Source organism: Brevundimonas sp. LF-1, assembly GCF_037055305.1.
In the GTDB taxonomy this organism is placed as follows: Bacteria; Pseudomonadota; Alphaproteobacteria; order Caulobacterales; family Caulobacteraceae; genus Brevundimonas; species Brevundimonas sanguinis.
In genome coordinates this window covers 2,100,316-2,125,764 of sequence record NZ_CP146349.1, presented here as the reverse complement: position 1 = coordinate 2,125,764, position 25,449 = coordinate 2,100,316, and the positions used below count along the sequence as shown (strand labels likewise).

At 67.6% G+C, this 25,449-nt stretch carries 22 protein-coding genes and 6 pseudogenes; 5 read left to right on the top strand and 23 right to left on the bottom strand.

What is annotated here, in order from left to right:
* Positions 1–2 precede the first annotated feature (2 nt).
* The 7 genes from mrdA to V8F63_RS11735 form a co-directional block, all read right to left on the bottom strand.
* Positions 3–1,829 carry a penicillin-binding protein 2 gene (mrdA, locus tag V8F63_RS11765; RefSeq protein ID WP_392353306.1) on the bottom strand — a complete coding sequence of 609 codons (1,827 nt, stop codon included), beginning with the start codon at positions 1,827–1,829 and terminating at the stop codon, positions 3–5.
* A complete protein-coding gene (locus tag V8F63_RS11760; RefSeq protein WP_392353304.1) occupies positions 1,826–2,344 on the bottom strand; it encodes a hypothetical protein in 519 nt (172 codons plus the stop codon). The genes mrdA and V8F63_RS11760 overlap by 4 nt, the downstream gene beginning before the upstream one ends.
* Positions 2,341–3,429, bottom strand: a complete 1,089-nt coding sequence (gene mreC / locus V8F63_RS11755) for a rod shape-determining protein MreC (RefSeq protein WP_392353302.1) — start codon at positions 3,427–3,429, stop codon at positions 2,341–2,343. Before mreC ends, V8F63_RS11760 begins: the two co-directional genes overlap by 4 nt.
* Before the next feature lie 123 nt (positions 3,430–3,552).
* The gene (locus V8F63_RS11750; protein ID WP_003168146.1) at positions 3,553–4,593 is read right to left on the bottom strand and encodes a rod shape-determining protein; all 1,041 of its coding nucleotides are present in this window, start codon (positions 4,591–4,593) and stop codon (positions 3,553–3,555) included.
* Between the two features lie 251 nt (positions 4,594–4,844).
* Complete coding sequence (locus V8F63_RS11745) at positions 4,845–5,462, bottom strand: glutathione S-transferase family protein (RefSeq protein WP_278070892.1); 618 nt, start codon at positions 5,460–5,462, stop codon at positions 4,845–4,847.
* A 13-nt stretch (positions 5,463–5,475) separates the two neighbouring features.
* Positions 5,476–5,922 carry a VTT domain-containing protein gene (locus V8F63_RS11740; RefSeq protein WP_392353299.1) on the bottom strand — a complete coding sequence of 149 codons (447 nt, stop codon included), beginning with the start codon at positions 5,920–5,922 and terminating at the stop codon, positions 5,476–5,478.
* Complete coding sequence (locus V8F63_RS11735) at positions 5,871–6,152, bottom strand: hypothetical protein (protein WP_392353297.1); 282 nt, start codon at positions 6,150–6,152, stop codon at positions 5,871–5,873. Before V8F63_RS11735 ends, V8F63_RS11740 begins: the two co-directional genes overlap by 52 nt.
* 166 nt (positions 6,153–6,318) lie before the next feature.
* On the opposite strand from V8F63_RS11735, the pseudogene V8F63_RS11730 reads away from it, so the two are divergent.
* Positions 6,319–7,523: pseudogene (locus tag V8F63_RS11730) on the top strand (pyridoxal phosphate-dependent aminotransferase).
* Between the two features lie 4 nt (positions 7,524–7,527).
* Here the strand turns inward: V8F63_RS11730 and V8F63_RS11725 are convergent.
* A complete protein-coding gene (locus V8F63_RS11725) occupies positions 7,528–7,941 on the bottom strand; it encodes a hypothetical protein (RefSeq protein WP_392353295.1) in 414 nt (137 codons plus the stop codon).
* A pseudogene (locus V8F63_RS11720) lies at positions 7,941–8,914 on the bottom strand (polyprenyl synthetase family protein). Before V8F63_RS11720 ends, V8F63_RS11725 begins: the two are co-directional and overlap by 1 nt.
* A 140-nt stretch (positions 8,915–9,054) precedes the next feature.
* Between V8F63_RS11720 and V8F63_RS11715 the strand changes: the two are divergent.
* A complete protein-coding gene (locus V8F63_RS11715; RefSeq protein ID WP_278070889.1) occupies positions 9,055–9,825 on the top strand; it encodes a tRNA1(Val) (adenine(37)-N6)-methyltransferase in 771 nt (256 codons plus the stop codon).
* Between the two features lie 11 nt (positions 9,826–9,836).
* On the opposite strand, the gene V8F63_RS11710 is transcribed toward V8F63_RS11715, so the two are convergent.
* The 9 genes and pseudogenes from V8F63_RS11710 to V8F63_RS11670 all read right to left on the bottom strand — a co-directional run bounded on the left by V8F63_RS11710 (position 9,837) and on the right by V8F63_RS11670 (position 17,193).
* A complete protein-coding gene (locus tag V8F63_RS11710) occupies positions 9,837–10,265 on the bottom strand; it encodes a molecular chaperone DnaJ (RefSeq protein ID WP_134580569.1) in 429 nt (142 codons plus the stop codon).
* 25 nt (positions 10,266–10,290) lie between these two features.
* Positions 10,291–11,124 carry a division plane positioning ATPase MipZ gene (locus V8F63_RS11705; protein ID WP_025976780.1) on the bottom strand — a complete coding sequence of 278 codons (834 nt, stop codon included), beginning with the start codon at positions 11,122–11,124 and terminating at the stop codon, positions 10,291–10,293.
* A gap of 120 nt (positions 11,125–11,244) precedes the next feature.
* Positions 11,245–11,439 (bottom strand): hypothetical protein, encoded by a 195-nt coding sequence (locus V8F63_RS11700; RefSeq protein WP_392353293.1) that lies wholly within the window; start codon positions 11,437–11,439, stop codon positions 11,245–11,247.
* Positions 11,426–11,890 carry a hypothetical protein gene (locus V8F63_RS11695; RefSeq protein WP_392353291.1) on the bottom strand — a complete coding sequence of 155 codons (465 nt, stop codon included), beginning with the start codon at positions 11,888–11,890 and terminating at the stop codon, positions 11,426–11,428. Before V8F63_RS11695 ends, V8F63_RS11700 begins: the two co-directional genes overlap by 14 nt.
* Positions 11,891–11,938: 48 nt before the next feature.
* A complete protein-coding gene (locus tag V8F63_RS11690; RefSeq protein WP_392353289.1) occupies positions 11,939–12,700 on the bottom strand; it encodes a chorismate mutase in 762 nt (253 codons plus the stop codon).
* A 310-nt stretch (positions 12,701–13,010) separates the two neighbouring features.
* Positions 13,011–13,576: pseudogene (locus V8F63_RS11685) on the bottom strand (prephenate dehydratase domain-containing protein).
* A pseudogene (locus tag V8F63_RS11680) lies at positions 13,573–14,942 on the bottom strand (3-deoxy-7-phosphoheptulonate synthase class II). The pseudogenes V8F63_RS11685 and V8F63_RS11680 overlap by 4 nt, the downstream one beginning before the upstream one ends.
* Before the next feature lie 50 nt (positions 14,943–14,992).
* Positions 14,993–16,060, bottom strand: coding sequence for an enoyl-CoA hydratase/isomerase family protein (locus V8F63_RS11675; RefSeq protein ID WP_392353288.1), 1,068 nt, complete (start codon positions 16,058–16,060; stop codon positions 14,993–14,995).
* Positions 16,057–17,193 carry an isobutyryl-CoA dehydrogenase gene (locus tag V8F63_RS11670; RefSeq protein ID WP_227157887.1) on the bottom strand — a complete coding sequence of 379 codons (1,137 nt, stop codon included), beginning with the start codon at positions 17,191–17,193 and terminating at the stop codon, positions 16,057–16,059. Before V8F63_RS11670 ends, V8F63_RS11675 begins: the two co-directional genes overlap by 4 nt.
* Before the next feature lie 311 nt (positions 17,194–17,504).
* On the opposite strand from V8F63_RS11670, the gene hemB reads away from it, so the two are divergent.
* Entirely contained in the window at positions 17,505–18,506 is a 1,002-nt protein-coding gene (hemB, locus tag V8F63_RS11665) for a porphobilinogen synthase (protein WP_134580559.1), read from the top strand.
* 157 nt (positions 18,507–18,663) lie between these two features.
* Here the strand turns inward: hemB and V8F63_RS11660 are convergent, their stop codons facing one another.
* On the bottom strand, positions 18,664–19,176 hold the full coding sequence (locus V8F63_RS11660) for a flavin reductase family protein (protein ID WP_227157889.1): 513 nt from the start codon (positions 19,174–19,176) through the stop codon (positions 18,664–18,666).
* Positions 19,177–19,299: 123 nt separating this feature from the next.
* Here V8F63_RS11660 and V8F63_RS11655 point away from each other — a divergent pair.
* A pseudogene (locus tag V8F63_RS11655) lies at positions 19,300–20,201 on the top strand (flagellar motor protein MotB).
* A gap of 133 nt (positions 20,202–20,334) precedes the next feature.
* Positions 20,335–21,065, top strand: a pseudogene (locus V8F63_RS11650) (arginyltransferase).
* A gap of 180 nt (positions 21,066–21,245) precedes the next feature.
* On the opposite strand, the gene V8F63_RS11645 reads toward V8F63_RS11650, so the two are convergent.
* The 4 genes from V8F63_RS11645 to parC all read right to left on the bottom strand — a co-directional run bounded on the left by V8F63_RS11645 (position 21,246) and on the right by parC (position 25,399).
* Positions 21,246–22,274: a M48 family metallopeptidase gene (locus tag V8F63_RS11645; RefSeq protein WP_392353285.1), complete on the bottom strand. Its 1,029-nt coding sequence runs from the start codon at positions 22,272–22,274 to the stop codon at positions 21,246–21,248.
* A gap of 6 nt (positions 22,275–22,280) precedes the next feature.
* Entirely contained in the window at positions 22,281–22,589 is a 309-nt protein-coding gene (locus V8F63_RS11640) for a LemA family protein (RefSeq protein WP_392353283.1), read from the bottom strand.
* The gene (locus V8F63_RS11635; protein ID WP_392353282.1) at positions 22,568–22,849 is read right to left on the bottom strand and encodes a LemA family protein; all 282 of its coding nucleotides are present in this window, start codon (positions 22,847–22,849) and stop codon (positions 22,568–22,570) included. The genes V8F63_RS11640 and V8F63_RS11635 overlap by 22 nt, the downstream gene beginning before the upstream one ends.
* 336 nt (positions 22,850–23,185) lie before the next feature.
* Positions 23,186–25,399, bottom strand: a complete 2,214-nt coding sequence (gene parC / locus V8F63_RS11630; protein ID WP_392353280.1) for a DNA topoisomerase IV subunit A — start codon at positions 25,397–25,399, stop codon at positions 23,186–23,188.
* Positions 25,400–25,449 lie beyond the last annotated feature (50 nt).

Below are 25,449 nucleotides of genomic sequence, written 5' to 3'. Positions count from 1 at the left end.
CTTCATCGCTTCACGCGCGCGCGGCGCCCGGCCGTGCCCCCGCCCAGACCGCCATGCTGGACGATAACCGAGACGGCGTAGCGCGGGTTGTCGGTCGGCGCATAGGCGACGAACAGGTTGTGGTCCTTCTGGTCCCACGGACGCCCCGCCCCTTTGCGCGACCCGGAACCATAGTTGCGCGCCTGGGCCGTGCCGGTCTTGCCCGCCATCTTGACCGTGCCCAACCCCAGCTGGCTGTTGCGGAAGCCCGTGCCCCCGGCGGCGGTCACCGCCTCCATGCCGTCGCGCAACACCTGCAGCATCTCGGGCGTGTAGGGCAGATCGGCGAAGGCGCTGCCGCCCTGCTCCACCCCGCCGATCGACTTGATCAAGCGCGGCGTCACCGCCTTGCGTCCATTGGCCACCCGCGCCGTATAGACAGCCAGTTGAAGAGCGTTCACCGTCAGCGCGCCCTGGCCGATGCCATAGCTGGGGTTCTCGCCCGGATACCATTTCGTATCGCCGCGCACCGGATTCTTGCGGCGCCACTCACGGTCCGGCACCAGCCCGGCCTTCTGGCCGCCGATGCCGATATCGAAAGTCTGCCCAAAGCCCAGATCCCGCGCCGTCTCGGCGATGGCGTCCGGCCCCATCTCGGTCGCCAGGGTCATGAAGTAGACGTTGCACGACGCCTTGATGGCGCCGCGCAAATCCAGCGCGCCGTGGCGCCCCAGACAGGCGAACCGCCGCCCCAGATAGAAGCTCCCGCCGCAGAAGATGCGCCGCGACGGGTCCAGCCCGCGCTTCATCGCCGCCAGCCCCACGACCGGCTTGAACGTCGAGCCCGGCGCGAAGGTCCCGCTCAGCGCCTTGTCCAGCAGGGGGCGGCGCTCATAGTCGGCCAGGGCGCGATAGATCTTTGACGGCACCCCCGACACGAACAGGTTGGGATCGAACGACGGCGACGACACCATCGCCAGGATGTCGCCGCTGCGCACATCCATGACCACCATGCTTCCGGCTTCTTCGCCGAAGACTTCGAGCGCCCGCTGCTGGACGTCGTTGTCCAGCGTCAGCACGACCTCTGAGCCCTGGACCGCCGGACGCGATCCGGCGATGTCCTCGGCCACGACGCGGCCGCGCGCATTGACCTCGACGCGCTTGCCGCCCTCGACGCCGCGCAAGTCCAGATCCAGCGAGCGTTCAAGGCCTTGGCGGCCGATCCGGAACCCCGGGTTGAACAGGATGGCGGGCGGCTGTTCGCCCTTGTCGCGCAGCGCCTGAACGTCGCGATCCGACACCTTGGCCACATAGCCGACCACATGGGCGTAGGCGCCGCCGTGCGGATAGTAGCGGGCCTCGTTCATGTCAGCCATGACGCCGGGCAGCTCGGCCGCGTGCAGATTGACCTTGGAGAACTCTTCCCAGGTCAGGTCGCTCTTGACCGGAACCGGCGAGAAGCGCGGCGCGGCGTTGACCTCGCGAATGATGGTGCGGCGCCGCTCCAGCGTGTCCGGCAGCAGTTGGCCCAGTAGGTCCAGCGTCTGATCCAGGTCCTTGGTCTCGTCGCGCACGACCAGCACGCGGAAGCTGGGCCGGTTGCCGGCGATGACCACGCCGTTGCGATCCTTGATCAGGCCGCGCGGGGGCGGCACCTGACGGAAGTTGAACTGGTTGCGCGTCGCCAGGGTGGCAAACTCTTCGGACTTGAACAGTTGCAGGTGCGCCAGCCGCCCGACCAGGGCCAGACCGCCCAGCACCGTCGCCCCGCCCATCAGCATGGTGCGCCGCAGGAAGGAGCCCTGCCGCTCGTTCACATCGGAAAAGAAGATATGCGGTTCGCGGCTCATCGGAATCGCACGTCCGCGTCGTCGAAACGCTCGATCAGCCAGTTGGCCAGGGGAAAGAGCAGCAGCGTCGGGATCATCTGCCCCATGATAGCCAGCAGGTTGGGGGCATTCCCAAGGCTGCCCAGCGTCACGAAATAGGCGACTGCAAACGCCAGGCCCGTCGAGGCGACATACAGGGCGAACAGGACGATGGTCGCCTGCCCCGCCAGATATTTCGCCGTCAGCAGGATGGCGCCGTAGATCAACAGCAGGCTAAGCGCCCACATCCCCGCCTTGCCGCCCCAGAAGAAGTCCAGGAACAGGCCAAGGCCGAACAGCACGACCGGCGCCAGCATGGACGGCCGGATCAGCGGCCAGGCGAAGGCCAGCACCATCGGCCAGACCGGCTCAGGCAAGGTCAGGTCGAACAAGCGCAGCGGAATGGCGAACAGAATGGTCGCGGCTGCGGCGATCAGCGCCGGGTAGCCGATCCACTGCATCGGACCGACCATCCGCACGGTGATCGTCCGTCTCACTCGCGGCCTCCGTCGGGCGTTCCAGCCGCCGGTGCGGCAGGGTGGGTCGCGGCCGGGAGCGGCGGGGCGTCCGCAACCGGCGGCGGCGCAGCGTTGGCGGCGCGCACACGCTCAGCGACGGCCTGGGCGGCGGCGGCGCGGCGCGTGGCTACATCCTGAATGGCGGCGGCCTGGGCGGCGGTCGGCGGCGGCGCCGTCTTCAGGCCGGAAAGCGGCGGCGCGTTCAGCGCGTTCTGATCAGCCAACTGACCGAAGTCCTGGAACAGGAGGACCCGCACATAGTCGATGGCGGTGCGATCGCTGTACAACTTGACCCGCCACGACCCGTCGACCCCCTTGGCCACAACGCCGACCGGCAGGCCGCGCGGGAACCCGCCGCCATCGCCCGAGGTCAGGATGCGATCGCCGTCCTGCACCGCGCCTTGCCCTCGCACATAGTCCAGCCGCGGACTGCGGCTGCCGTCGCCGGTCAGCACGGCGCGTGCGTCGGTTCGCTCGACCATCACAGGAATGCGCGAGGCGACGTCAGTCAGAAGCACCATGCGGCTGTAACCGCCGGCGGCGCCTACGATGCGGCCGACCAGACCGTGCTCGCTCAGAACCGGATTGCCGATCCGCACGCCCTTGGCGGCGCCGACGTTCAGCAGGCGCGAGCGGGCGAAGGGGCCGCGCGCATCAGTGATCGCCCGCCCGGCCGTCATCTCGATCGGCGGTTCGGTTTGCAGGCCCAGCAGTTGTTCGTAGCGCGCGTTCAGGCTCTTGAGAGCCAGAGCGTCGTCACGCCATGCGCTCATCTCCGCCAGTTCGCGGCGCAGGCGACGGTTCTCGGAGACGGCGAAGAAATAGCCTTTGACGAAGCCGACGGCGTCGCCCGTCCACCGTACGGGGGCCGCCAACACCCCGCCCGTCGTTCCGGCGGCGGCGTCGAACCCCGCCTGGGCAGGCTGAAGATCGTCCGCAACGGCTGGCGGGCGATCGGCGAGCAGAAGCATGATCGCCGCGACGATGCCGCCGACGACCATGACCGCCGCTGTCCAGGCCAGCGGCACCTTCAGATTCTCGAATGGTCCGTCGCGAAACGCCACGGCCAGCCCTTCCTGCTAGAGCTTAGGAATAGGCGGGCCGAGGCCCGCCTATGTGTGTGAAACGACCGTTGGGATGCGCCCCATTGCAGGTCTGCGGCGCCCCTGGGCCGGACAGTCTGTTCTTTAGAGCGACGCCTCGAGCACGCCCTTCATCCACGAGGGGTGCTCCAGCACCTTGCCGCAGCCGATGGCGACGCACGACAGCGGATCGTCCGCCACCTGAACCGGCAGGCCCGTGTGGTCGCGGATCTCGGTGTCCAGTCCGCGCAGCAGAGCGCCGCCGCCCGTCAGCATGATGCCCTTGTCGGCGATGTCGGCGGCCAGTTCCGGCGGCGTGGCTTCCAGCGCGACCTTCACGGCTTCGACGATCTGGGCCACCGGCTCGGCCAGGGCTTCTGCCGCCTGACGCTCGCTCATCTTCACTTCACGCGGCACGCCCTGCATCAGGTCGCGGCCCTTGACCTCGATCGACAGGCCTTCGCCGTCGGCCGGGACGCGGGCGGTGCCGATGTCCTTCTTGATGCGCTCGGCGGTCGTTTCGCCGATCAGCAGGTTATGGTTGCGGCGCATATAGGCGATGATGGCGTCGTCCATCATGTCGCCGCCGACGCGGACCGAGCGCGAATAGACCACGCCCGACAGCGACAGCACGGCCACCTCGGTCGTGCCGCCGCCGATGTCGACGACCATCGAGCCGGTCGGCTCGTGGATCGGCAGGCCAGCGCCGATCGCGGCGGCCATCGGCTCGGGCAGCAGGCCGACGCGACGCGCCGAAGCGTTCAGGCAGCTGTCGTGAATAGCGCGGCGCTCAACCGCCGTGGCGCCCGAGGGAACGCAGACGATCATCTTGGGATTCACGAAACCCTTGCGGTTGTGAACCTTGCGGATGAAGTGCTTGATCATCTCTTCGGCGACTTCGAAGTCGGCGATGACGCCGTCGCGCATCGGGCGGATGGCTTCCATGTGGCCAGGCGTCCGGCCCAGCATCTGCTTGGCCTCAAGGCCGACAGCGTGGACGATCTTGCGGCCGCCGACGTTGCGCAGGGCGACGACCGACGGCTCGTTCAGGACGATCCCCTTGCCGCGCATATAGATCAGGGTGTTGGCCGTCCCCAGATCCATCGCGATGTCATTAGAAATCATGCCGAAGAGGGGTGAAAGCATGGGCGTCGGTTACCGCTTAGTTCGGGCCTGCAAGGGCGTGAATTTCATTCGTCCGCTATGGCGACGCCCTACCCCCGCTTCGCGTGACCGCAAAGCCGTCCTGACCGTCTTCGCCGAGCCGACTACAGGCCCGTTTGCCCTCATGCCGCGGGGATTGCAAGCGCCTATGGCTTGTCGATCACAGGCTTGTCACGGCAAGGCTTGAAAGCCTTGCCGGTCAAGCTTTCCAGCCCCGCTTGAGGGCGCGCGGGTCAGACCGCCTGAATGCCTTCGGCCTCAAGCACGCGCTGTACGGCCGGGCGCGCCTGCACCCGGTCCAGGTGATCGTTCAGCTTAGGGAACCGGGTCTTGTCCAGCAGGCCCGCCTGACGCGCCCAGCGCGTGAAGACCATCAGATAACCATCCGCCATCGAATAATCTTCGCCCAGGACCCAGGGGCCGGTCAGCAGATGATTCTCAGCCAGGTCGTACTTCTCCAGCGCGACCTTCACGGCCTCCTCCTTCGCCTCGCCTTCCAGCGGCGGCTTGGAGAACAGCGCCTTGCCGATGGCCGGGTGCAGCGACGAGGCCAGCCAGCCGTTGACGGCCTGAAGACGTGCAAAGGCGAACGGGTCGTCCAGATCGGCCAACCCCGCCTGCGGATGCGTCTGCGCCACATAGGCCAGGATGGCCGCATTCTGGGTGATCACGCCCTCGGAGGTCTTCAGCGCCGGGGTCACGCCCGCCGGATTGATCGCCAGATATTCGGGCGTCCGCTGCTGACCGGCGCGCAGGTCGATCTTCTCGATCTCATAGTCGGCGCCCGCCTCTTCCAGGCCGATGTGCGAGGCGACGGCGCAAGCGCCGGGAGAGTAATAGAGCTTCAGCATGGTCGTTCTCCGATCAATCGACTGACAGGCCGCGCGCAGCCTCACGGCGCTTCACCCACTCACGCACCGCCAGCATCAATACAAGCCAGACGGCGGCGACCGCCGCAAGGATCACCGAGGTCCACACCCCGTCGCCGCTGACCGCCGCCATGAAGGAGCCGCCGAAGAAGGCGACCAGGGCCGTCTTGGGCAGGACGCCCAGCGCGCACCCCGCCAGATACGCCGGGAACGAGGCGCGCACGGCGCCGAAGGCCATGTTCACGACGATGAAGGGCGCCGAGGGCACGTTGCGGATGATGAAGCTGGCCGAAAAGGCGTTGCGTCCGACGAACCTGCGGATGCGCTCGACCGTCCCGCCGCCGTACCGCTCCAGCGTGCGCGCGGTCGGCCCGCGCCCGAGCCAATAGGTCACGGCCGCCGAGGCGATGGTGGCGATCCAGCTATAGAGGATCCGAACCACGGCCCGAACGCCACCACGCAGGCGGCGATCAGCAAGAACTGCGGCACGGCGATGAAGGCCGACAGGGTGAAAACAACAACCGCCGCAACCAGCCCCCACGGCCCGACGCGATACCCCGCCAGCCAGTCCTCCAGCCGATCCTCGGCCCCCAGCGCCAACTGCGTCTTGCCCAGGGCGAACAAGGCGACGATTCCCCCAGCAGCAGCAGGGTCACGGCCAGGGTTCGCCACCGTCTGGCCTCCATATTCAGCAGAAAATCGACGACTCGCCGCATAGATTTCGCCCAAATCGCCTTTTGATCGTCCGGGACGCGCACAAACGTTGTGCGGCCCTGCGGGGTTGCGTATCAAGCCTTCGCCTCCCCGGCTTTCTTCCCATCCTCCAGACAGGATAGCCATGTCCAGCCTTCAGTCCGCCTCCCTCGCCCGCGTCAAGCCTTCGGCCACCCTGGCCGTGACCGCCCAGGCGCGCGAGCTGAAACGCCAGGGTCGCGACGTGATCGGCCTGGGCGCTGGCGAACCGGACTTCGACACTCCGGACAACATCAAGGCCGCAGCCATCGAAGCCATCAAGCGCGGCGAGACGAAATACACCGACGCCGACGGCATGCCCGAGCTGAAGGCCGCGATCGTCGCCAATTCGCCCGTGAAAACAGCCTGACCTACGAGACCAACCAGATCCACGTCGCCTCGGGCGGCAAGCCGGTGATCTACAACGCCTTCGTCGCCACCCTGAATCCGGGCGACGAGGTGATCGTCCCCGCGCCCTACTGGGTGTCCTACCCGGACATGGTGCTGCTGGCCGGCGGCGAGCCCGTCACCGTGACCGGCGAGGAAGCCGACGGCTTCAAGCTGCGCCCCGAAGTGCTGGACGCGGCCATCACGCCCAGGACCAAGTGGCTGATCCTCAACTCCCCGTCGAACCCGACCGGCGCCGCCTATACTCGCGCCGAGCTGGAAGCCCTGGCCGAGGTGCTGCGCAAGCATCCGCAGGTCTGGATCCTGACCGACGACATGTATGAGCACCTCGTCTATGGCGACTTCGATTATGTCACCATCGCCCAGGTCGCGCCGGACCTGTACGACCGCACCCTGACCTGCAACGGGGTGTCCAAGGCCTACGCCATGACCGGCTGGCGCATCGGCTATGCGGGCGGTCCCAAGCCGCTGATCGACCTGATGCGCAAGGTCGCCAGCCAGACGACCTCCAACCCCTCCTCCATCAGCCAGTGGGCCGCCGTCGAGGCTCTGAACGGTCCGCAGGACTTCCTGGCCGAGCGCGCCGCCGCCTTCGAGAAGCGTCGCGATCTGGTCGTCTCCATGCTGAATCAAGCCGACGGCATTCGTTGTCCGAAGCCGGAAGGCGCCTTCTACGTCTATCCGTCGATCGAGCAGTTGATCGGCAAGACGACGCCTTCGGGCGTGGTCATCGACAATGACGAGACCTTCACCGCCGAACTGCTGAACGCCGAGGGCGTGGCCGTGGTCCAGGGCGCGGCCTTCGGCCTCAGCCCCTATTTCCGCATCAGCTACGCCACGTCGGAAGACGTGCTGGAAGAAGGCTGCACCCGCATCCAGCGCTTCTGCGCCAGCCTGAAATAAGCTCTCAGTGAACCGGCGCCGGCGGAATGTTCAACGTCGGCGCCGTTTTCAGGATGAACTCGCTGCACCAGACAATGGCGCGACGCGAGTTGTCGACCACCCCGCCGGGAATGCGCGACAGGCGACAGGCGGCGTCCGGCTCGCCCTCGACCTCGGGCCCTGCGTAAAGCACGATCGGGCCGTCGGGCAGGCTGCCCTCGCGATACAGCATGATCAGCGGCGGCACCGAACGCACGGCCAGTGCAGCCTCATCGCGCGTCATGTCCTCGCCCAGAAGGGCGCGCGCCTGACCGCCCGGATCGCCCGGTTCCAGACGAAACAGCTGCGCGCTCAGGGCGTCGCCCGGCTCTGGCCTCAATGTAAAACTTGGCGGCTGTTGCGCGCCCAGTTGCCCGGCGACAAGAAGCGCCGCCAGCATCAGGTCGCCCGGCTGACAGCGAAGTCGGCCAGGGACTCCAGCGCCGAGCGCCACGGCCCGGCGGGCAGCACATGCAGGGCGGCCTTGGCCCGGTCGGCGTATTCAGTCGCCGTATCCAGCGTGGCTTCGACGGCGCCGCTGCTGACGATCAACTGGCGCGCCCGCTCGAAATCCTCGGGCTTGCGGTCGCCCTTGGTGATGACGCGGTCCCAGAACAGGTCCTCGGTTCCCTTGGTCCGCTGAACGGCCAGCAACAGCGGCAGGGTCGCCTTGCCTTCGTTGAAGTCGTCGCCGGCGTTCTTGCCCAGCGTCTCGGTCGCGCCGCCGTAATCCAGGGCGTCGTCCGCCAACTGGAAGGCGATGCCCAGGCCCATGCCATAGTCACGCAGGGCCGCGACCTGTTCATCCGTTGCGCCCGCCCCGACCGCGCCGGATTCGGCGGCGGCGGCGAACAGCTCGGCCGTCTTGGCGCGGATGATCTGCAGATAGGTGTCCAGATCGAGATTCAGGTCGTGGGCGCGCGTCAGTTGCAGGACCTCGCCCTCAGCGATGACGCTGGACGCCGTGGCCAGGATGCCCAAGGCCCGCAGCGATCCGTCTCGACCATCAGCTCGAATGCACGCGCGAACAGGAAGTCGCCGACCAGCACCGACGAGGCCGCGCCCCAAATCAGGTGCGCGGCGACCTTGCCCCGACGCATTTCCGAGCCGTCGACGATATCGTCATGCAGCAGGGTGGCGGTGTGGATGAACTCGACCGAAGCGGCCAGTTTCTTGGGGCCTTCGATATCGCCCGTCTGTCCCGTCGCGCGGGCCGCAGCGACGGTCAGGAGAGGACGCAGACGCTTGCCGCCCGCCGACACCAGATGCTCGGCCAACAGGGGGATCACCGGCACGTCGGACTGCATCCGCGCGATGATCAGGGCGTCGACCGCCGCCATGTCGTCCTTGGCCAGACGAACCAGGGCGTCCACGTCGCCCTTGGGCCGGGAGGCGACGGCGAGAGCTGCGTCCACGAAAATCTCTTTCAGCACAGGGGCGAAGGGGAGATCGCCCGAAATTCACACGCATCCGCTTGCCCGGACGCGACGCGGCGCACAATGGTGGCGGCGTCATGATGGGTCAAGCCGAGTCATCCCTTACAACCGCCGCTGAAGTTGCGGAATCCGCCCTGCTGGGCGGACGCGTCCGCCTGCGCCAGCCGGCGCGCGGCTATCGCGCCGGTCTGGATGCGGCTCTGCTGGCCGCTGCGGTAAGCGCTCGGCCGGGCGAACGGGTGATCGAGGCCGGTTGCGGCGCCGGGGCGGTGCTGATGCAGATCGCGGCGCGACGGCCCGAGGCCCTGCTGACCGGGCTGGAGCGCGACGCCGCCGCCGCCGCCCTGGCCCGCCAGAACGCCGAGTTGAACCGCGCCGCCTCGCGCACGACCATCCTGGACGGCGACGTGGCCCACGCCTTCCGCGCCCTGGACCTGCCGCCGTTCGACTGGGCTGTCAGCAATCCGCCCTTCTTCGACGACCCCGGCGCCCTGCGCGCTCCGGCAGAGGGCAAGCGCGGCGCCTGGATGGCCGACGACGGCCTGGCCGCATGGACCGGGTTTCTGTTGAAGGCGGTGCGCGAGGGCGGACGCATCGTCATCATCCACCGCGCCGACCGGCTGGCCGACATCCTGTCGCTGCTCGCGCCCAAGGCCGGCTCGTTCGCCATTCGCCCGATCCAGCCCTACGTCGATCAGCCCGCCAAGCGGGTTCTGGTTCAGGCCATCAAGACGGGCAAGGCGCCGCTGCGCCTTCTGCCGCCGTTGATCGTCCACGACCGGGCGGGGGCCAAGCACACGCTCCAGGCCGAGGCCATTCTGCGCGGCGAGGCCGAACTCGGCTTCTGACCGCCGGGCCTCTACTCCTTCAGCAGGCGATCGCGCGCGGCATTGACGCGGGCGGCCAGCCCTTCGGTGCCGCCCTGATCGGGATGGGCGCGCGCCATCAGACGTCGCCAGGCGGCCTGCACCGTCTGGGCGTCAGCGCCTAGAGACACGCCCAGGATCGCTCGCGCCTCGGCTTCGCTCATCCGCTCTGAGGGCTGAGCCTTCGGCGCGACGGGCCGGACGCGCGACTGCACCGCCAGCCAGACCCCGGCCAGCGCCATGCCGCCGCCGATCAGCCACGCCCCGCGCGCCGCCGCCAGCACCGCCCCGGCCAACAGGGCCGCGCTCAATATGGTCGCCGAGATGCGCCAGTGGCCGCGCCGCGCGCGCTCGGTCTGACGGCCCAGCCGCACCAGAGCCCACAGGGCCACGGCGGCCAGGCCCAGCCAGATCAGCCCCATGAAGCTCTATCGGCCCATGAAGCGATCAAGCCGCCGCGTCCATCGCCGAGATGGCGTCGTCCAGACCCAGGGCCTGCATCAGGTTGCGCATCTCCTGACGCGCGGCGACGTGCGCCAGGGACACCGACACCGGGCGGATGTCATTCGACAGGTCCGCCACCGTCAGGCCGAACGGGAAGAGTTCGCGATAGATGACCCGGTCGCGCAGGCCGGGCCCGACCCGGAAACCGACCCGCTTGGCCAGCTTGGCCATCCGCGAGGCCAGACGGCGACGGTTGCGCGCCTCGGCCACGGCCAGACGGTTGGTGACGACGATCCAGTCGATGGTCACCTGGCGGCCCTCGGCGATGGCGCGGTGCTTGCGCGCCTCCCAGACGCTTTCCGAATAGATGGACGGACGGATCAGATCCAGCGTCACCGGGTCCACCTCGCCGAGCAGGTCGAAGTCGACGAAGCTGTCGTTCATCGGGGTGACGATCTGATCGGCCCGGCCGTGCGCGGCGCGCGACAGCGGGGTGTCCCCGCCCGGCGTGTCGATGACGATGACGTCCGCCGACGACTTGGCGTAGCTGAACGCCGCCTCGAAGCGCGACATTTGCTCGGCCTCGTCCGCCTTATGCAGCAGCTTGCCGTCGCCCATGTCCGGAACGATGGGCAGCGGCAGCTCATGGCCGTTGGCCTTGGTCCAGGCGATACGGTTGGCGAAGAAGCGCTCCAGCGAACGCTGGCGCAGGTCCAGGTCGATGATCGCGACCTTGCGCCCGGCGTGCAGAAGGCCGGTGACGATATGAATGGCCAGGGTGGACTTGCCCGCCCCGCCCTTTTCATTGCCGATGACGATGACCTGAGGCTGCGCCATGTGAAATCCCACTGTGATCAGCAGGCGCGACTCATCTCTGTCCGCAGCCCGCCCATGCCGCGCAGGATCGGGCCGCGAGGGCCAATCGTCAACGAAACCTTAAGCTGAGCCTGTGGACGATCAGGCCGCCGCGCCGCCGGCGCGCGCGCACCAGGGGTCCGACGCCGCCAGATCGCGGCACAGAACCTGCGCCTGTTCAGCCGTGGCGGCGACCTTCAGCCGGACCAGCCGGCGCCCGCCGACCTCAACCGCTTCATAGGCGGGCTGAAGCCCCGACAAGGCCGCGCCGCCAGCCCCTGGCTCATCCGTCGCCATGCCGCCCGGGCGCTGTCCTCGCTGGAGAAGGCGCCCAGTTGCACATGGCGGGCCGTCGGCGCCGGCGCGCCTGGCGGGGGAACGACGGGCGCAGCGGCGACGGGCGGGGGGCCTCGAAATCGTGATAGCCGGTCGGAGCAGGCGCAGGAGCCGACATCCGGCGAACCTTTGCGCCCAGCCCGTCGCGGGCGTCCCACAGCTCGTGCGGGGTCATCAGCTCAACCTTCAGAGGCGCTGCGCGCTGCTGTGAAGCGCCGGGAGCGGCGGCTGGCCGCGTCGTGTCGTCCCTCTCCCCGTCCTCGTCTGCCGATACAGGAATAGCCGCGACCGACTGGGCCAGGGCCTCGAACCGATGCGGGTCGGCTTCGTTCACGCCGCACCCCGCAAGCGCCAGAGCGGCCGCCGAGAGGGCGACGACACGCGGCAGTCGATGCAGGACGGGCTGGGCCATGTCGCCACACTCGCCCGCCCTGCTTTGAGACGGAGTTAACGCCCTGCGTCAGCCGATGGCGCCGACGCCGCCCTCGACCTCGCCCGGCGCCACATCGGCGTCGGTCAGGGCCAGGGTCCAGCCGTGGTGGGTGTTCAGGCCCCAGCGGCGCGCGCCCGACCCGTCGCCCGCATCCCCGCCCGCCGTGACGACGACGCGACGCCCCTTGGGCAGAGCCGGCGGATCGATCTTGCCGACAGCCAGAGACGTCGGCGTCTCGCCGCCGTAGCCGTCGAACACGCTCAGCATCGACCACTCGCGGCGCAGGCCGATCCACCAGGGATCGTCGCCGCTGATCGACAGGACGGCCACGCCCTTGCCCTCGGCCGCGTGGGCCAGCGCGGCCTGCGGGTCGAGGACCAGCTTGATGTCGGCTGCGGCGCCGAAACGCAGCCGGGCGCCGTCCACCGCCTTGGACGGGTCGATCGGGGCCCAGACTTGGACCTGCAGGCGCCCCTGACGCGCCAGGCCCCAGCCGACGATCTCGCGCCACAGATGCTCGACGGCTTCACGGTTCGCGGGATCGCACTGTTTCAGGATGCGGGCCTGAACGGCCTGCTCGCGGTCGGGACGCAACTTGGTGTGGGGGCCGACGGGCGCGTCCTTGGCCTGGCCCACCTGGGCGGCGACGGCCAGACGGCGCTCGAACAGTTCGAGGATCTGATCGTCCAGGCTGTCGATTTCGGCGCGCAGGGCGGCCAGCGCCTTCTGTTCGGCGCTCATTTCAGTGATTTCAGCGGGCCAGACTTGCTGGATGGCGGATTGCGGCATGGGAGATGGCTTTCGGCATAGGATTTCGATGGGAGGTCGCGTCCCGCTGACAGAAGGTCAGGCGTGAACGCGCGTACTGGCCGCTTGGGGAGAAGCGGTCGCCAGCGAGACAGTCAGGGTTTGGTTAGAAGCCCGACGCCTCAGCCGGCGTATCGAAAGCCGTAATAGCCGTAGCCAAAATAAAAGCCGGCCACCGCGCGCGTGGTGGTTTCAGGGGTCATTTGTGCGCGCAGCGAGGACATTAATCCGGTCCGGTTTCCGGATCAGGGTTGATCCGACCGGGCCTTACAACAGCAAATTTTATGCGCGGTCAAGCCTCAGGGGCCGTGAACAGGACAAAACGCGTCCGGTTGTCGCTGAAATCCTGCAAATCGTTGCGTAGAACCATCAGCCCATAAACCTCGGCCGCGCGCGCTGGCGCGACGGCGGCGCGCGAGACGTCACCCGCCTCGGCGACGGCGGCGGCGGCGCCCCGGTGTCGAACACTTCAATCGCCGAGATTTTCATCTCGTTCAGAGCCTTGGAGCACTGCTGCAGGGCGACGGGATGGCTCTCGGCCGTTTTTATGTCGGACAGGCGCGCGTCAGGCACGCCCATCAAGGCCAATCGGATCGGCCGCCAGGCGTCGCTGACCGCCACCAATCCCGCCTCCCGCACCAGAGTTGCGGCGGGCTCGACCACGCCCACGGTCGAGTTCTCGACCGGGATCAGGGCGCAATGGCAGTCGCCGCTCAGGACCGCGTCGATCGCCCCCTGAAAGGTTTCAAAGCCGACCGCTTCGTCCCACGGGCGCAGGTCCAGGCAGGCCTCATGGCTGAAGGCGCCCGGCGCGCCCTGATAGGCGACGCGGCCGGGCGTGTGGTCTTCTGCCGTCATGCGGCCTCGGACCGGGCCTGCCGCCCGGCCTTGAGACGCTCGGCGACCAGGAAGGCCAGCTCCAGCGCCTGATCCGCGTTCAGGCGCGGGTCGCAGTGGGTGTGATAGCGGCTCGACAGGTCGTCCTCGGTCACCGCCTGGGCGCCGCCGATGCATTCGGTAACGTTCTGGCCCGTCATCTCCAGGTGGACGCCGCCGGGATGGACGCCCTCGGCCTCGGCCACGTCGATGAAGGTGCGAACCTCGCCCATGACGCGGTCGAACGGACGGGTCTTGTAGCCGTTGCCCGCCTTCAGCGTATTGCCGTGCATCGGGTCGATCGACCAGACGACGCGCTTGCCCGCCGCCTTCACCGCCCGCATCAGGCCCGGCAGGCGGTCGCCCGCCTTGTCGTGGCCGAAGCGGCCGATCAGCGTCAGACGGCCCGGAATATTGTTCGGGTTCAGGGCGTCGATCAGCGGCAGCAGGTCGTCCGCCGTCATGGTCGGCCCGCACTTGACCCCGATGGGGTTGGAGATGCCGCGCATGAACTCGATGTGGGCGCCGTCCAGCTGGCGGGTGCGCTCGCCGATCCACAGCATGTGGGCCGAGGTGTCGAACCATTCGCCGGTCGAGCCGTCCAGGCGCGTCAGGGCGCTCTCGACGTTCAGCAGCAGGGCTTCGTGGCTGGTGAAGACCTCGACGCGCGACAGGTCGGGATGCGTCTCGGGCGTGACGCCGACCGCCTCCATGAAGGCCAGGGCCTCGGTGATCTTGTCAGCCAGTTCGCGGTAGGCCGCGCCCGCGCCGTCGTCGGCGAAGCCCAGCGTCCAGCGATGGATGTTGTAGAGATCGGCATACCCCCGCCCGCAAAGGCGCGCAGCAGGTTCAGCGTCGAGGCCGACTGGTTATAGGCGCGGATCAGGCGCCGCGGGTCGGGCGTGCGCTCTTCCGGGGTGAAGCCCATGCCGTTGATGATGTCGCCGCGATAGGACGGCAGCTCGACCCCGCCGATCTCCTCGACCGGGGACGAGCGCGGCTTGGCGAACTGGCCGGCGATGCGGCCTACCTTCACCACCGGCTTGCGGCCGGCGAAGGTCAGGACAACCGCCATCTGCAGGATCAGGCGGAAGGTGTCGCGGATGTTGTCGGTCGAGAACTCCTTGAAGCTCTCGGCGCAGTCGCCGCCCTGCAGCAGGAAGGCGTCTCCCGCCTCGACCTGGGCCAGATGGCTGGTGAGCTTGCGCGCCTCGCCCGCAAAGACCAGGGGCGGCATCGCGCGCAGCTCGTCTTCGACGCGCGCCAGTTCGGCGGCGTCCGGATAGTCCGTCGGCATATGCAGGACGGGCTTGTTTCTCCAGGATTCGGGGGTCCAGCGCTTACTCATTTCGCCAAGATAGGCTTTTCCCCGACCCGGACAACAAAGCTAGCGCGAAATCAGTCGATCAGCGGTTTCCATGCCTCAGCGGCGGACAGCGGCTCGAACAAGGCCTCGATCTGGGCGTCGGAAACCGAAGAAAGCTCGGCGGGCGACCACTTCGGCGCATTGTCCTTATCGATGATGACGGCGCGCACGCCTTCCTGGAAGTCATGGGTCTGAACCACGCGGCCGCCCAGGGCGTATTCCATCGCCATGTTGTCGGCGAAGTCGGTCAGCGTCGCGCCAGTGCGGATTTGGCGCAGCGACACCTTCAGCGACTGCGGCGACTTGGTCTTCAGAATATCCAGTTGCTTCAGCGCCCACTCCGAACCGTCGGCCTGAAGCGCGGCGACGATCTCCTCGACCGTGTCGAAGGCGAACAGGCGGTCGATGGCTTCGCGGTGCGCGGCCAGCGGCGACGGCCCGGCGTCTGCGGCGACGCGGTCCGCGACCGCTTTCGGGTCGGCAGGCGTGGCCAGCAGTTCGGCCTTGAACGCCTCGACGGCCTCCGACGCGACGAAGTGCGTATGGATATCCAGCGCCACCGTATCCGCCGCCTTCAGCCGCGCGCCGGTCAGCGCCAGCCAGACGCCCGTCTGGCCTGGCAGGCGCGGCAGGAACCAGCCGCCGCCCACGTCGGGGAACAGGCCGATGCCGGTCTCGGGCATGGCGTAGGTGGTGCGCTCGGTGGCGATGCGGACGTCGGCGGGTTCGCTGATGCCCACGCCGCCGCCCATGACGATGCCGTCCACCACCGCCGTGATGGGCTTGGGATAGACGAACATCAGATGGTTCAGCTGATACTCGGCCTTGAAGAAGGCCCTGGCCTCTGACGCGTCCCCCGCCCCGCTCTCGGCGATCATGCGGATGTCGCCCCCGGCGCAGAAGCCGCGCTCGCCCGCGTGGTCGATCAGCACCGAGGCCACGGCGGCGTCGTCCCGCCACGCCAGCAGCGCCTCGATCATCGCCTCGCACATGCCCCGGTTCAGCGCATGGATCGCCTTGGGCCGGTTCAGGGTGATGCGGCCGACGCCGTTTTCGATGCGGGTGATGACTTCTTCCATGATCACGGGGGCTTCGCTCATTTCGCCAGCTCCCGCGCGATGATCACCCGCATGATCTCGTTCGTGCCTTCCAGAATGCGGTGCACCCGCAGGTCGCGCACGATCCGCTCCAGCGGATAGTCCTTCAGATAACCGTAGCCGCCGTGCAGTTGCAGCGCCTGGTCGGCGATCTGGAAGCAGGCGTCGGTCGTCAGGCGCTTGGCCATGGCGCACCACTTGGTTTTCTCGGGGTGGCCGGTGTCGATAGCCCAGGCGCCGCGCAGAACCATTAGGCGGGCGGCCTCCAGATCCGTGGCCATGTCCGCCAGCTCGAACTGGGTGTTCTGGAACTGGCCGATGGCCTGACCGAACTGCTTGCGGCCGGCGACGTATTCCTGCGCCGTCTCCAGCGCCAGACGCGCCCCGCCCAGCGAGCAGGCGGCGATGTTCAGACGCCCGCCGTCCAGACCGGCCATGGCGTATTTGAAGCCCGCGCCTTCCTCGCCCACCAGATTGGCGACCGGCACGCGGCAGTCGTCAAAGCTGACCACGGCGGTCGGCTGGGCGTTCCAGCCCATCTTCTTCTCATTGGCCCCGAACGACAGGCCGGGCGTGCCCGCCTCGACCACCAGGGTCGAGATGCCCTTCGGCCCCTCCCCGCCCGTGCGGACCATGACGACATAGACGTCCGACGTTCCGGCGCCGGAAATGAAGGCCTTGGAGCCGTTCAGCACATAGTGGTCGCCGTCGCGCACCGCCGTCGTCCGCAGCGCCGCCGCGTCCGAGCCCGAGCCCGGCTCGGTCAGGCAGTAGCTGGCGATCTTCTCCATCCCGACCAGCGACGGCACGAAGCGCGCCCGCAGTTCGTCGGAACCGAACTTATCGATCATCCACGTCGCCATGTTGTGGATCGAGATGAAGGCCGCCGTCGCCACATCGCCGCGCGACAGTTCTTCAAAAATCAGCGCCGCCTCGACCCGGCCCAGACCCATGCCGCCGTGTTCCTCGCCCGTATAGATGCCGGCGAAGCCCATTTCGGCCGCGGCCTTCAGCACGTCGACGGGGAAATGCTTGTCCTCGTCCCAGCGGGCCGAGTGCGGAGCCAGTTCGGCCTCAGCGAAGGCGCGGGCCGCGTCCTGAATGGCGCGTTGATCGTCGGTGAGGGCGAAGTCCATGAAAGCTCCCGCATTACAAGCCTGCCCTCTGACGGGGCGTTCGGGGCGCTTCTAACGGCTGGCGGCGCGCGCGTCACCTTGCTGTCGGCGCCTGCTCAAGATTTCCGCTCATCCCGGCGGACGCCGGGATCCAGTACTTTGGCTTCAAACCTACCCATTCAAGTTCATGCTATGGCGCCCTCAATGTCAGCGATGCGCGCGTGGCGCTCACTGGGTCCCGGCGTCCGCCGGGATGAGCGGAGAGAAAGGGTGTTCGCCCGCTTGGACAGTTCGTCTTTTGCCTCTCCCCCGGTTTGTTTTAAGCCCCGCCCATGACCATGCCCTTCCAGCCCGCCGCCTTTCCCTACGCCCGCCCGCGTCGCCTGCGTTCGCAGCCCTGGGTGCGCCGTCTGGTCGCCGAGACGACCCTGACGCCGGCCGATCTGATCTGGCCGCTGATCGTCCACGACGGCCCGGAAGACCGTCAGCCGGTCGCCTCCATGCCGGGCGTCTTCCGCCTGTCGCCCAAGGAAGCCGCCAAGGCCGCCGTCGAGGCTCGCGACCTGGGCATCCCGATGGTCGCCCTGTTCCCCAATGTGAACGGCGGCCTGAAGGACAATGTGGGCGCCGCCGCCAGCGATCCGGACGGCCTGATCCCCGACTGCATCCGCGCTATCAAGGACGCCGCGCCCGAGATCGGCGTTATGACCGACGTGGCTCTGGACTGCTACACCGACCACGGCCACGACGGCGTTCTGGAGAACGGCCGCATCGTCAACGACCCGACCTTGGAGCGGCTGGCCGAACAGGCCTTCATCCACGCCCACGCCGGCGCCGACGCCGTGGCGCCGTCCGACATGATGGACGGCCGCGTCCAGGCTATCCGCGAGGCGCTGGAGGCCAATGGCCTTAGCGACACCCTGATCATCAGCTATGCGGCCAAATACGCCTCGGCCTTCTATGGCCCCTATCGCGACGCGGTCGGCTCGTCCAAGTCGCTGACCGGCGACAAGAAGACCTATCAGATGGACTTCGCCAACGCCGAAGAGGCCCTGCGCGAAGTGGCGATGGACCTGTCGGAAGGCGCCGACGCCCTGATCGTCAAGCCGGGCCTGCCCTATCTGGATATCGTCCGGCTGGTGTCCCAGACCTTCAAGGTGCCGACCTTCGCCTATCAGGTGTCCGGCGAGTACGCGATGATGCAGGCCGCCTTCGCCAACGGCTGGCTGGACCCGGACCGCGCCATCCTGGAAAGCCTGCACGCCTTCAAGCGCGCGGGGGCATCCGGCGTCATCAGCTACTTCGCGCCGCAAGCCGCGCGGATGATGGGCTGATCTTTTCCTTCTCCCCTTGTGGGAGAAGGTGGGCCCGAAGGGCTCGGATGAGGGGTGTTGGCGGGCGGTATGAAGCGGGAAACGCGAGCGCGTGTCTTCGCACCCTCATCCGTCTGGCTCCGCCATCCACCTTCTCCCACAAGGGGAGAAGGAAGCGTCACGCCGTCGGATCGACCGCCTTGCCGTACTTGCCTCGGAAATAGGTCAGAGCATCCCCCGGCCGCGTATCGAACGCCTCGACCCGGCCGACGATAACCAGATGATCGCCCATGACGATGCGGTCGTGGGTCCGGCAGGTGAGACGCGTCACGGCGTTCCGCAGGCGCGGCGGCTCCGGGTCGTCCACCGCGAACTCATCGTCCGACAGGCGGCACGCGCCCCAGGCGAAGCGGTCGGACATGGCCTTGTCCTCGACCGGCAGCATATGGACGGCGAACCGCTCCGCGCCGGCGAAGGCGTCGTGGCGGTCGGATTTGACGTCCATGCACCACAGCACCAGGGGCGGGTCCAGCGAGACGGAGGTGAAGCTGTTCACCGTGATCCCCAACGGCCCGTCGCCCGTATGGGCCGTCACCACGCACACGCCCGTCGCAAACCCGCCCAGCGCCCGACGATAGGCGCGAGGATCGAAATCAGCGGCGGGAGAAGCGGACGCATTGGTCATGGCCATCAGCTAGGCCGTGAAGTCCGCATCGGCAAGGGCGCGGCGCGCCGCCGCAGTTCGCCGCAACCGCTTCTTAAGCCCCGCATGGGATGTAAGGCGAACGAACACGGTTAAGACGGACCCGCCCCCATGGCGCTGAACGATCGCCCGATCCTGATCAAGAAGGTGAAAAAGGTTTCCGGCGGCGGGCACCACGGCGGCGCGTGGAAGGTGGCCTATGCCGACTTCGTCACCGCCATGATGGCCTTCTTCCTGCTGATGTGGCTAATCAACACGACCGACCCGGAACAGAAACGCGGCATCGCCGAATACTTCGCCCCGGCCAGCGTATCCGCCTCCACTTCGGGCTCGGGCGGTATCCTCGGCGGCACGTCGCTGGGCGATTCCGAAGGGGCCAAGGGCGCCGGCTCCAACGCCGTGATTGAACAACTGGCCCCGGCCGCGCCCGACGCCCCCAGGACGCTGGCCAGAATCCCAACCTGGCCTCGGCCAGCGAAGCCGCCCTGCGCGCCGAGATCGCCCGGCGCGAGGCCGCCGACTTCGCCAGCGCCGCCGAATCCCTGCGCCAGGCCATGCAATCCATGCCGGAACTGGCCGAGCTGTCGAAACAGCTGATCATCGATCAGACGCCCGAAGGCCTGCGCATCCAGCTGGTCGATCAGGAAGGCCGCTCGATGTTCGAGAACGGCTCGGCCCGCCCCAACCCGCGCGCCCAGTTGCTGCTGCGCGCGGTGGCCAAGGTCATCAACCAGCTCCCCAATCGCATCTCCATCACCGGCCACACCAGCGCCGTCGCCGGCTCCAGCCGCGCCAGCAGCCCCGGCGACTGGCCCCTGTCCTCGGCCCGCGCCGACGCCTCGCGCCTGACGCTGCAAAGCGCGGGGGTGAACGCCGACCGCGTCTATTCCGTGGCGGGCAAGGCGGGCTCCGATCCCCTTTATCCCGACGACCCGTCGCTGGCGGGCAACCGCCGCATCGCCATAGTCCTGCTGCGCGAAGCGCCGGTCCTGCCCATGGACACCAGCCTGTGACAAAGCGCGGCGAGACGCCCGCCGCGCGAAGAAGGCTTGCGAAATCGGCTGGTTGCGCGCCAAATCAGGACATGAGCCGCGCGTACCCATCCAGCCCCTATGCGGGCGCTGACACCGTCACGGAGCGACAGCCGTGACCCAGCACTTCTTCTCGCGCCAGCTCCGCTTCTTCATGACGGCCAGCGCCCCTTGCCCTTACCTGCCGGGCAAGTTCGAGCGGAAGGTCTTCGCCAACCTGCCGTTCAGCGACGGGGCGGACGTCAACGACGCCCTGACCCAGGCTGGCTTCCGTCGCAGCCAGAACATCGCCTATCGCCCCGCCTGCGAGGCCTGTGCGGCGTGCGTTTCGGTGCGGATTCCGGTGGCGGATTTCGAACCCTCTCGCTCGCGCCGCCGCATCCTGGCGCGCAACGGGGACCTCTCGCGCGGTCTGGTCGAAGCCGAGGCGACGACGGAGCAGTTCGACCTGCTGCAACGCTATCTGAACGCCCGCCACCCCGGCGGGGGATGAGCGACATGGGCTGGTCCGACTATGTTTCCATGGTCGAGGACACGGCCGTTCGCACCCATCTGATCGAATACCGCCTGCCCAGCGAAGACGACGGCCCCGGCCGTCTGGTCGGCGTCTGCCTGACCGACCTGCTGCATGACGGGCTGTCCATGGTCTACAGCTTCTTCGACCCGGATCTGGAGCGCCGCAGCCTGGGCCGCTTCGCCATTCTGGATCACCTGCAGCAGGCCGAGACGGTGGGGTTGCCCTATGTCTATCTCGGCTACTGGGTCCAGGGCTCGCCCAAGATGGACTACAAGGCCGAGTTCCGCCCGCTGGAGGCCCTGCGGCCGTGGGGCTGGGAGCGGTTTTAAAGCCGCACCTTCCTTCTCCCCTTGTGGGAGAAGGTGGCTGGCGAAGCCAGACGGATGAGGGGTGTCAGCGCCCCGTATCCAATGAAATCTAATTGTCAGAGCGCAACGGCCCGCCGCCGCGCCGACACCCCTCATCCGCCCCTGACGGGCCACCTTCTCCCACAAGGGGAGAAGGAAAACCTACGTCGTCGGCACCGCCGTGCCCGTGGCTTGGGACGCTCCGCCCCAGGGGCCATCATCACGGCCGCCAGCGAACTGCACCAGCGCGGCGATACGCTTCTCGATCGGCGGGTGCGTGGCGAAAAGGCCCGAGAACCCCGTCTTCTCGGCCGTATTGTCCAGGAACATCCCGCGCAGTTCGTCCGGCGCCTCAAGCTTTGACTGACCCGACACCTTCCTCAGCGCCGAGATCATCGCGTCCGGGTTCTTGGTCAGCTCCACCGCCCCCGCATCCGCCACATACTCACGCGTCCGCGACAGGGTCATGCGGATGACGGCGGCCAGACCAAAGCCGATCACCCCGATGGCCAGGCCGATCAGGATCAGCGGCATGGCGTTCTTGTTGTCCCGCCCGCGCACGCCGCGCATGTAGAACAGGCTGCGGAACACCAGTTCGGCGATCACGCTGATGATGCCGGCAAAGATCGAGGCGATCACCATGGTCCGCACGTCCTTGTTGATGACGTGGGTCAGTTCGTGGGCCAGGACGCACTCCATCTCGTCCCGGCTCAGGGTCTGCATCAGGCCGCGCGTGACGGTGACGCTGTAGTTGCCCTCATGCAGGCCTGACGCATAGGCGTTCAGCGACGGGCTCTCGATGATGCGCAGGGTCGGCGTCTTCATCCCGCGCGAGATCGCCAGATTCTCCAGCAGGTTATAGAGTTCCGGCTCGACCCGGCGCTCGACCTTGCGCGCCCCGGTCATGACGTCGATCATCATCTGATTGCCGAAATAGGCGATGACGAACCAGATCGCCGCGGCGATGGCGGCGAAAGGCACGGTCCAGCCCAGCATGGAGGCCGCCAGCGCCAGGTCCTGGCCCAGATCGCCGCCCGAGTTGGGCAGCAGGCCGAACCCCATCATCAGCACCTGAACGCCGAACAATATGCCGACCAGCAGCACCGGGAACCCGGCCAGCAGGATCGCTGACCGGGCGTTGTTCTGCCAGATGTGGGTCTTGAGGCCGACGGCCTGACCGAAAACCGCCATTGGGGCTTAGAACTGCACCGTCGGCGGCGCGGCGTTCAGACCGGCGCGCTCGCTCTCGCCCACGTCAAAGAAGGGCTTGTCGACGCCAAAGCCGAACATCCCGGCGAACAGGACGGTCGGGAACTGGCGGCGCACGGCGTTGAACTCGCTGACCGCATTGTTGAAGAAGCGGCGCGCGGCGGCCAGCTTGTTCTCGATGTCCGACAGGTCCATCTGAAGTTGCTGGAAGTTGGCGTTGGCCTTCAGGTCAGGATAGGCCTCAGACACGGCGAACAGGCGGCCCAACGTCGCCGTCAGCATGTTCTCGGCCTGCACCTTTTCATCGACGGTGCGCGCCCCGCAGCGGCGGCGCGCGCCTGGGTGACGGCGTCCAGGGTGCCGCGCTCATGCGTGGCGTAACCCTTCACCGTCTCCACCAGATTGGGGATCAGGTCCTGACGCTGCTTCAGCTGCACGTCGATATCGGCGAACGACTGGTTCGCCGTCTGATCCAGCTTCACCAGCCGGTTGTAGGCGCCGACCACGACGAACAGCAGAATGGCGACGATGACGCCGATGATGATCAGGGTGATCATTGAGCCTCCTCCGAAAGAAGGGCGGAGTATGGGGTGCGATCCCGCCCCAACCAATGAATTCGCCGTCACCTCTCCTCCCCATGCAATGGGGAGGTGGCGCGGAGCCGAAGGCGACGTGACGGAGGGGCGTCTTGGTTCCGCGGTCCCCCTCCCCACAAAGTGGGAAGGAAAGACGCGCACCAACCTTCTCCCTCCCCGTCCCGGGGAGGGTTGCTGAGCCCGAAAGGGCGAAGCCGGGTGGGGACGGCAAGGCTATTCAAGCGCACCCTGATCACCAAGCCCTCCCCACCCGGTCGCTGCGCGACCCCCTCCCCGGGACGGGGAGGGAGACAGGGATCAGCGGAATTTCCTTAGCCCGCGCGGACCCTGCCGCCCGGCCCCGGCGCGCTTGCCCAGCCAGTCCTTCCAGTCCGGCCAGTTGCGGCGGCGGCCGCCGCCATCGACCCATTCCGGTCCCTGCTCGGCGTTGAACACCGTCACATCGGCCAGGCCGCCCTGCTTGTAGTTCTGCAGCTTCACGCCCTTGCCCCGGCCCATTTCGGGAAGTTCGGCCAGGGTGAAGACCAGCGTCTTGATGTTCTCGCCGATGACGGCGACGTGGTCGGCCTGCGGGTTCGAAGGCACGCGCAGCATGGCCAGCATCTCGCCGTTCAGCACCTGCTTGCCGCCGCGCTTCTGCGCCAGAAGGTCGTTCTCGGGGGCCACGAAGCCGTAGCCGGCCTTCGACGCGATCAGCAGCTTGGCGCCCGGCTCATGCGCCACGACGTTAATGATGTCGGCCTTCTCGTCCAGGTCGATCATCAGGCGCAACGGCTCGCCGTGGCCGCGCCCGGAGGCCAGCTTGTCGGCGCCGATGGTGAAGATGCGCCCGTCCGAGGCCCCGACCAGCAGCTTGTCCGTCGTGAAGGCGGGGATCAGGAAGCCCAGCTTGTCGCCTTCCTTGAACTTCAGCTCGGAGGGATCGTCGACCTTGCCCTTGGCGGCGCGGATCCAGCCGCGATCCGACAGGATGACGGTGATGGCTTCGCGCGGGATGAAGGCTTCCGGCGCAACGAAGGCCGAGGCGTCGACCGCCTCTCCGATCACGGTGCGGCGCGGCGAGATCAAGGCCTTGCGCACGGCCTCAAGCTCCTTGCCGATCGCCTTCCACTGTTTCGCCTCGGAGGACGTCAGCGCCTGCAACGCTGCAAGTTCTTCCGACAGCTCCTTGAATTCCTTCTCGATCGTCATCTCTTCGAGGCGGGCCAGCTGACGCAGGCGGGTGTCGAGGATGAAGTCGGCCTGAAGCTCGCTCAGCCCGAAGGTCGCGATCAGGGCCGCCTTGGGCTGTTCTTCCTCGCGGACGATGCGGATGACCTCGTCCAGGTTCAGGAAGACGATGCGCAGGCCTTCCAACAGGTGCAGGCGCTTCTCGACGCGGGCGATGCGCCACTGGCTGCGGCGGTTCAGCACTACCCGGCGGTGATCCAGGAAGGCCCACAGGCATTCCTTCAGCCCCATGACGCGCGGCGTGCCGGTAGCGTCCAGCACGTTCATGTTGATGGGGAAGCGCACCTCGAGATCGGACAGCTTGAACAGGCTTTCCATCAGCATTTCAGGCTCGATGGTGCGGTTCTTCGGTTCGAGGATGAGGCGGATGTCTTCGGCCGACTCGTCGCGCACATCGCCCAGCAAGGGCGCCTTCTTGCTCTCGATCAGATCCGCCAGCGCCTCGATCAGGCGCGACTTCTGCACCTGGTACGGCATCTCGGTGACGACGATCTGATAGGCGCCGCGATCAAGCTTTTCCTCGACCCACTTGGCGCGCAGGCGCACGCCGCCGCGGCCCGTCTCATAAGCGTCCAGAATGGCGGCCTGGCTCTCGACCGACACGCCGCCGGTGGGGAAGTCCGGTCCCGGCACGATCTGCATCAGGTCGACCGTCGTCGCGTCCGGCCGCTCCAGCAGCAACTGGCAGGCGTCGATCAGTTCGCCGACGTTATGCGGCGGGATCGAGGTCGCCATGCCCACGGCGATGCCCGACGAGCCGTTGGCCAGCAGGTTAGGGAAGCCCGCCGGCAGAACAACAGGCTCCTCGTCCTGATCGTCATAGGTGGGGCGGAAGTCGACGGCGTCCTGATCGATGCCGTCCAGCAGCAGGACGGCGGCGGGCGTCAGCTTGCACTCGGTATAGCGCATGGCCGCCGCGCTATCGCCGTCGATGTTGCCGAAGTTCCCCTGCCCGTCCACCAGCGGATAGCGCTGGGCGAAGTCCTGAGCCAGACGGACCAGCGCCTCATAGATAGAGGCGTCGCCGTGCGGGTGATAGCCGCCCATGACCTCGCCGACGACCTTGGCGCATTTACGCGCCGCCGCCTGCGGGTTCAGCCGCATCTGGTGCATGGCGTACATGATGCGCCGATGCACCGGCTTGAAGCCGTCGCGCACGTCGGGCAACGCCCGGTTGGTGATGGTCGACAGGGCGTAGGCCAGATAGCGGCGCGACAGCGCCTCGCCCATCGGTTCTTCGACGATGCGGCCGCCGTCGGGCGTCGGGGTGTGGATGGTCATACGACTTCGAATCAATGATCGGACGAGGAAAGTCTAGCGCAGCGGAGGCC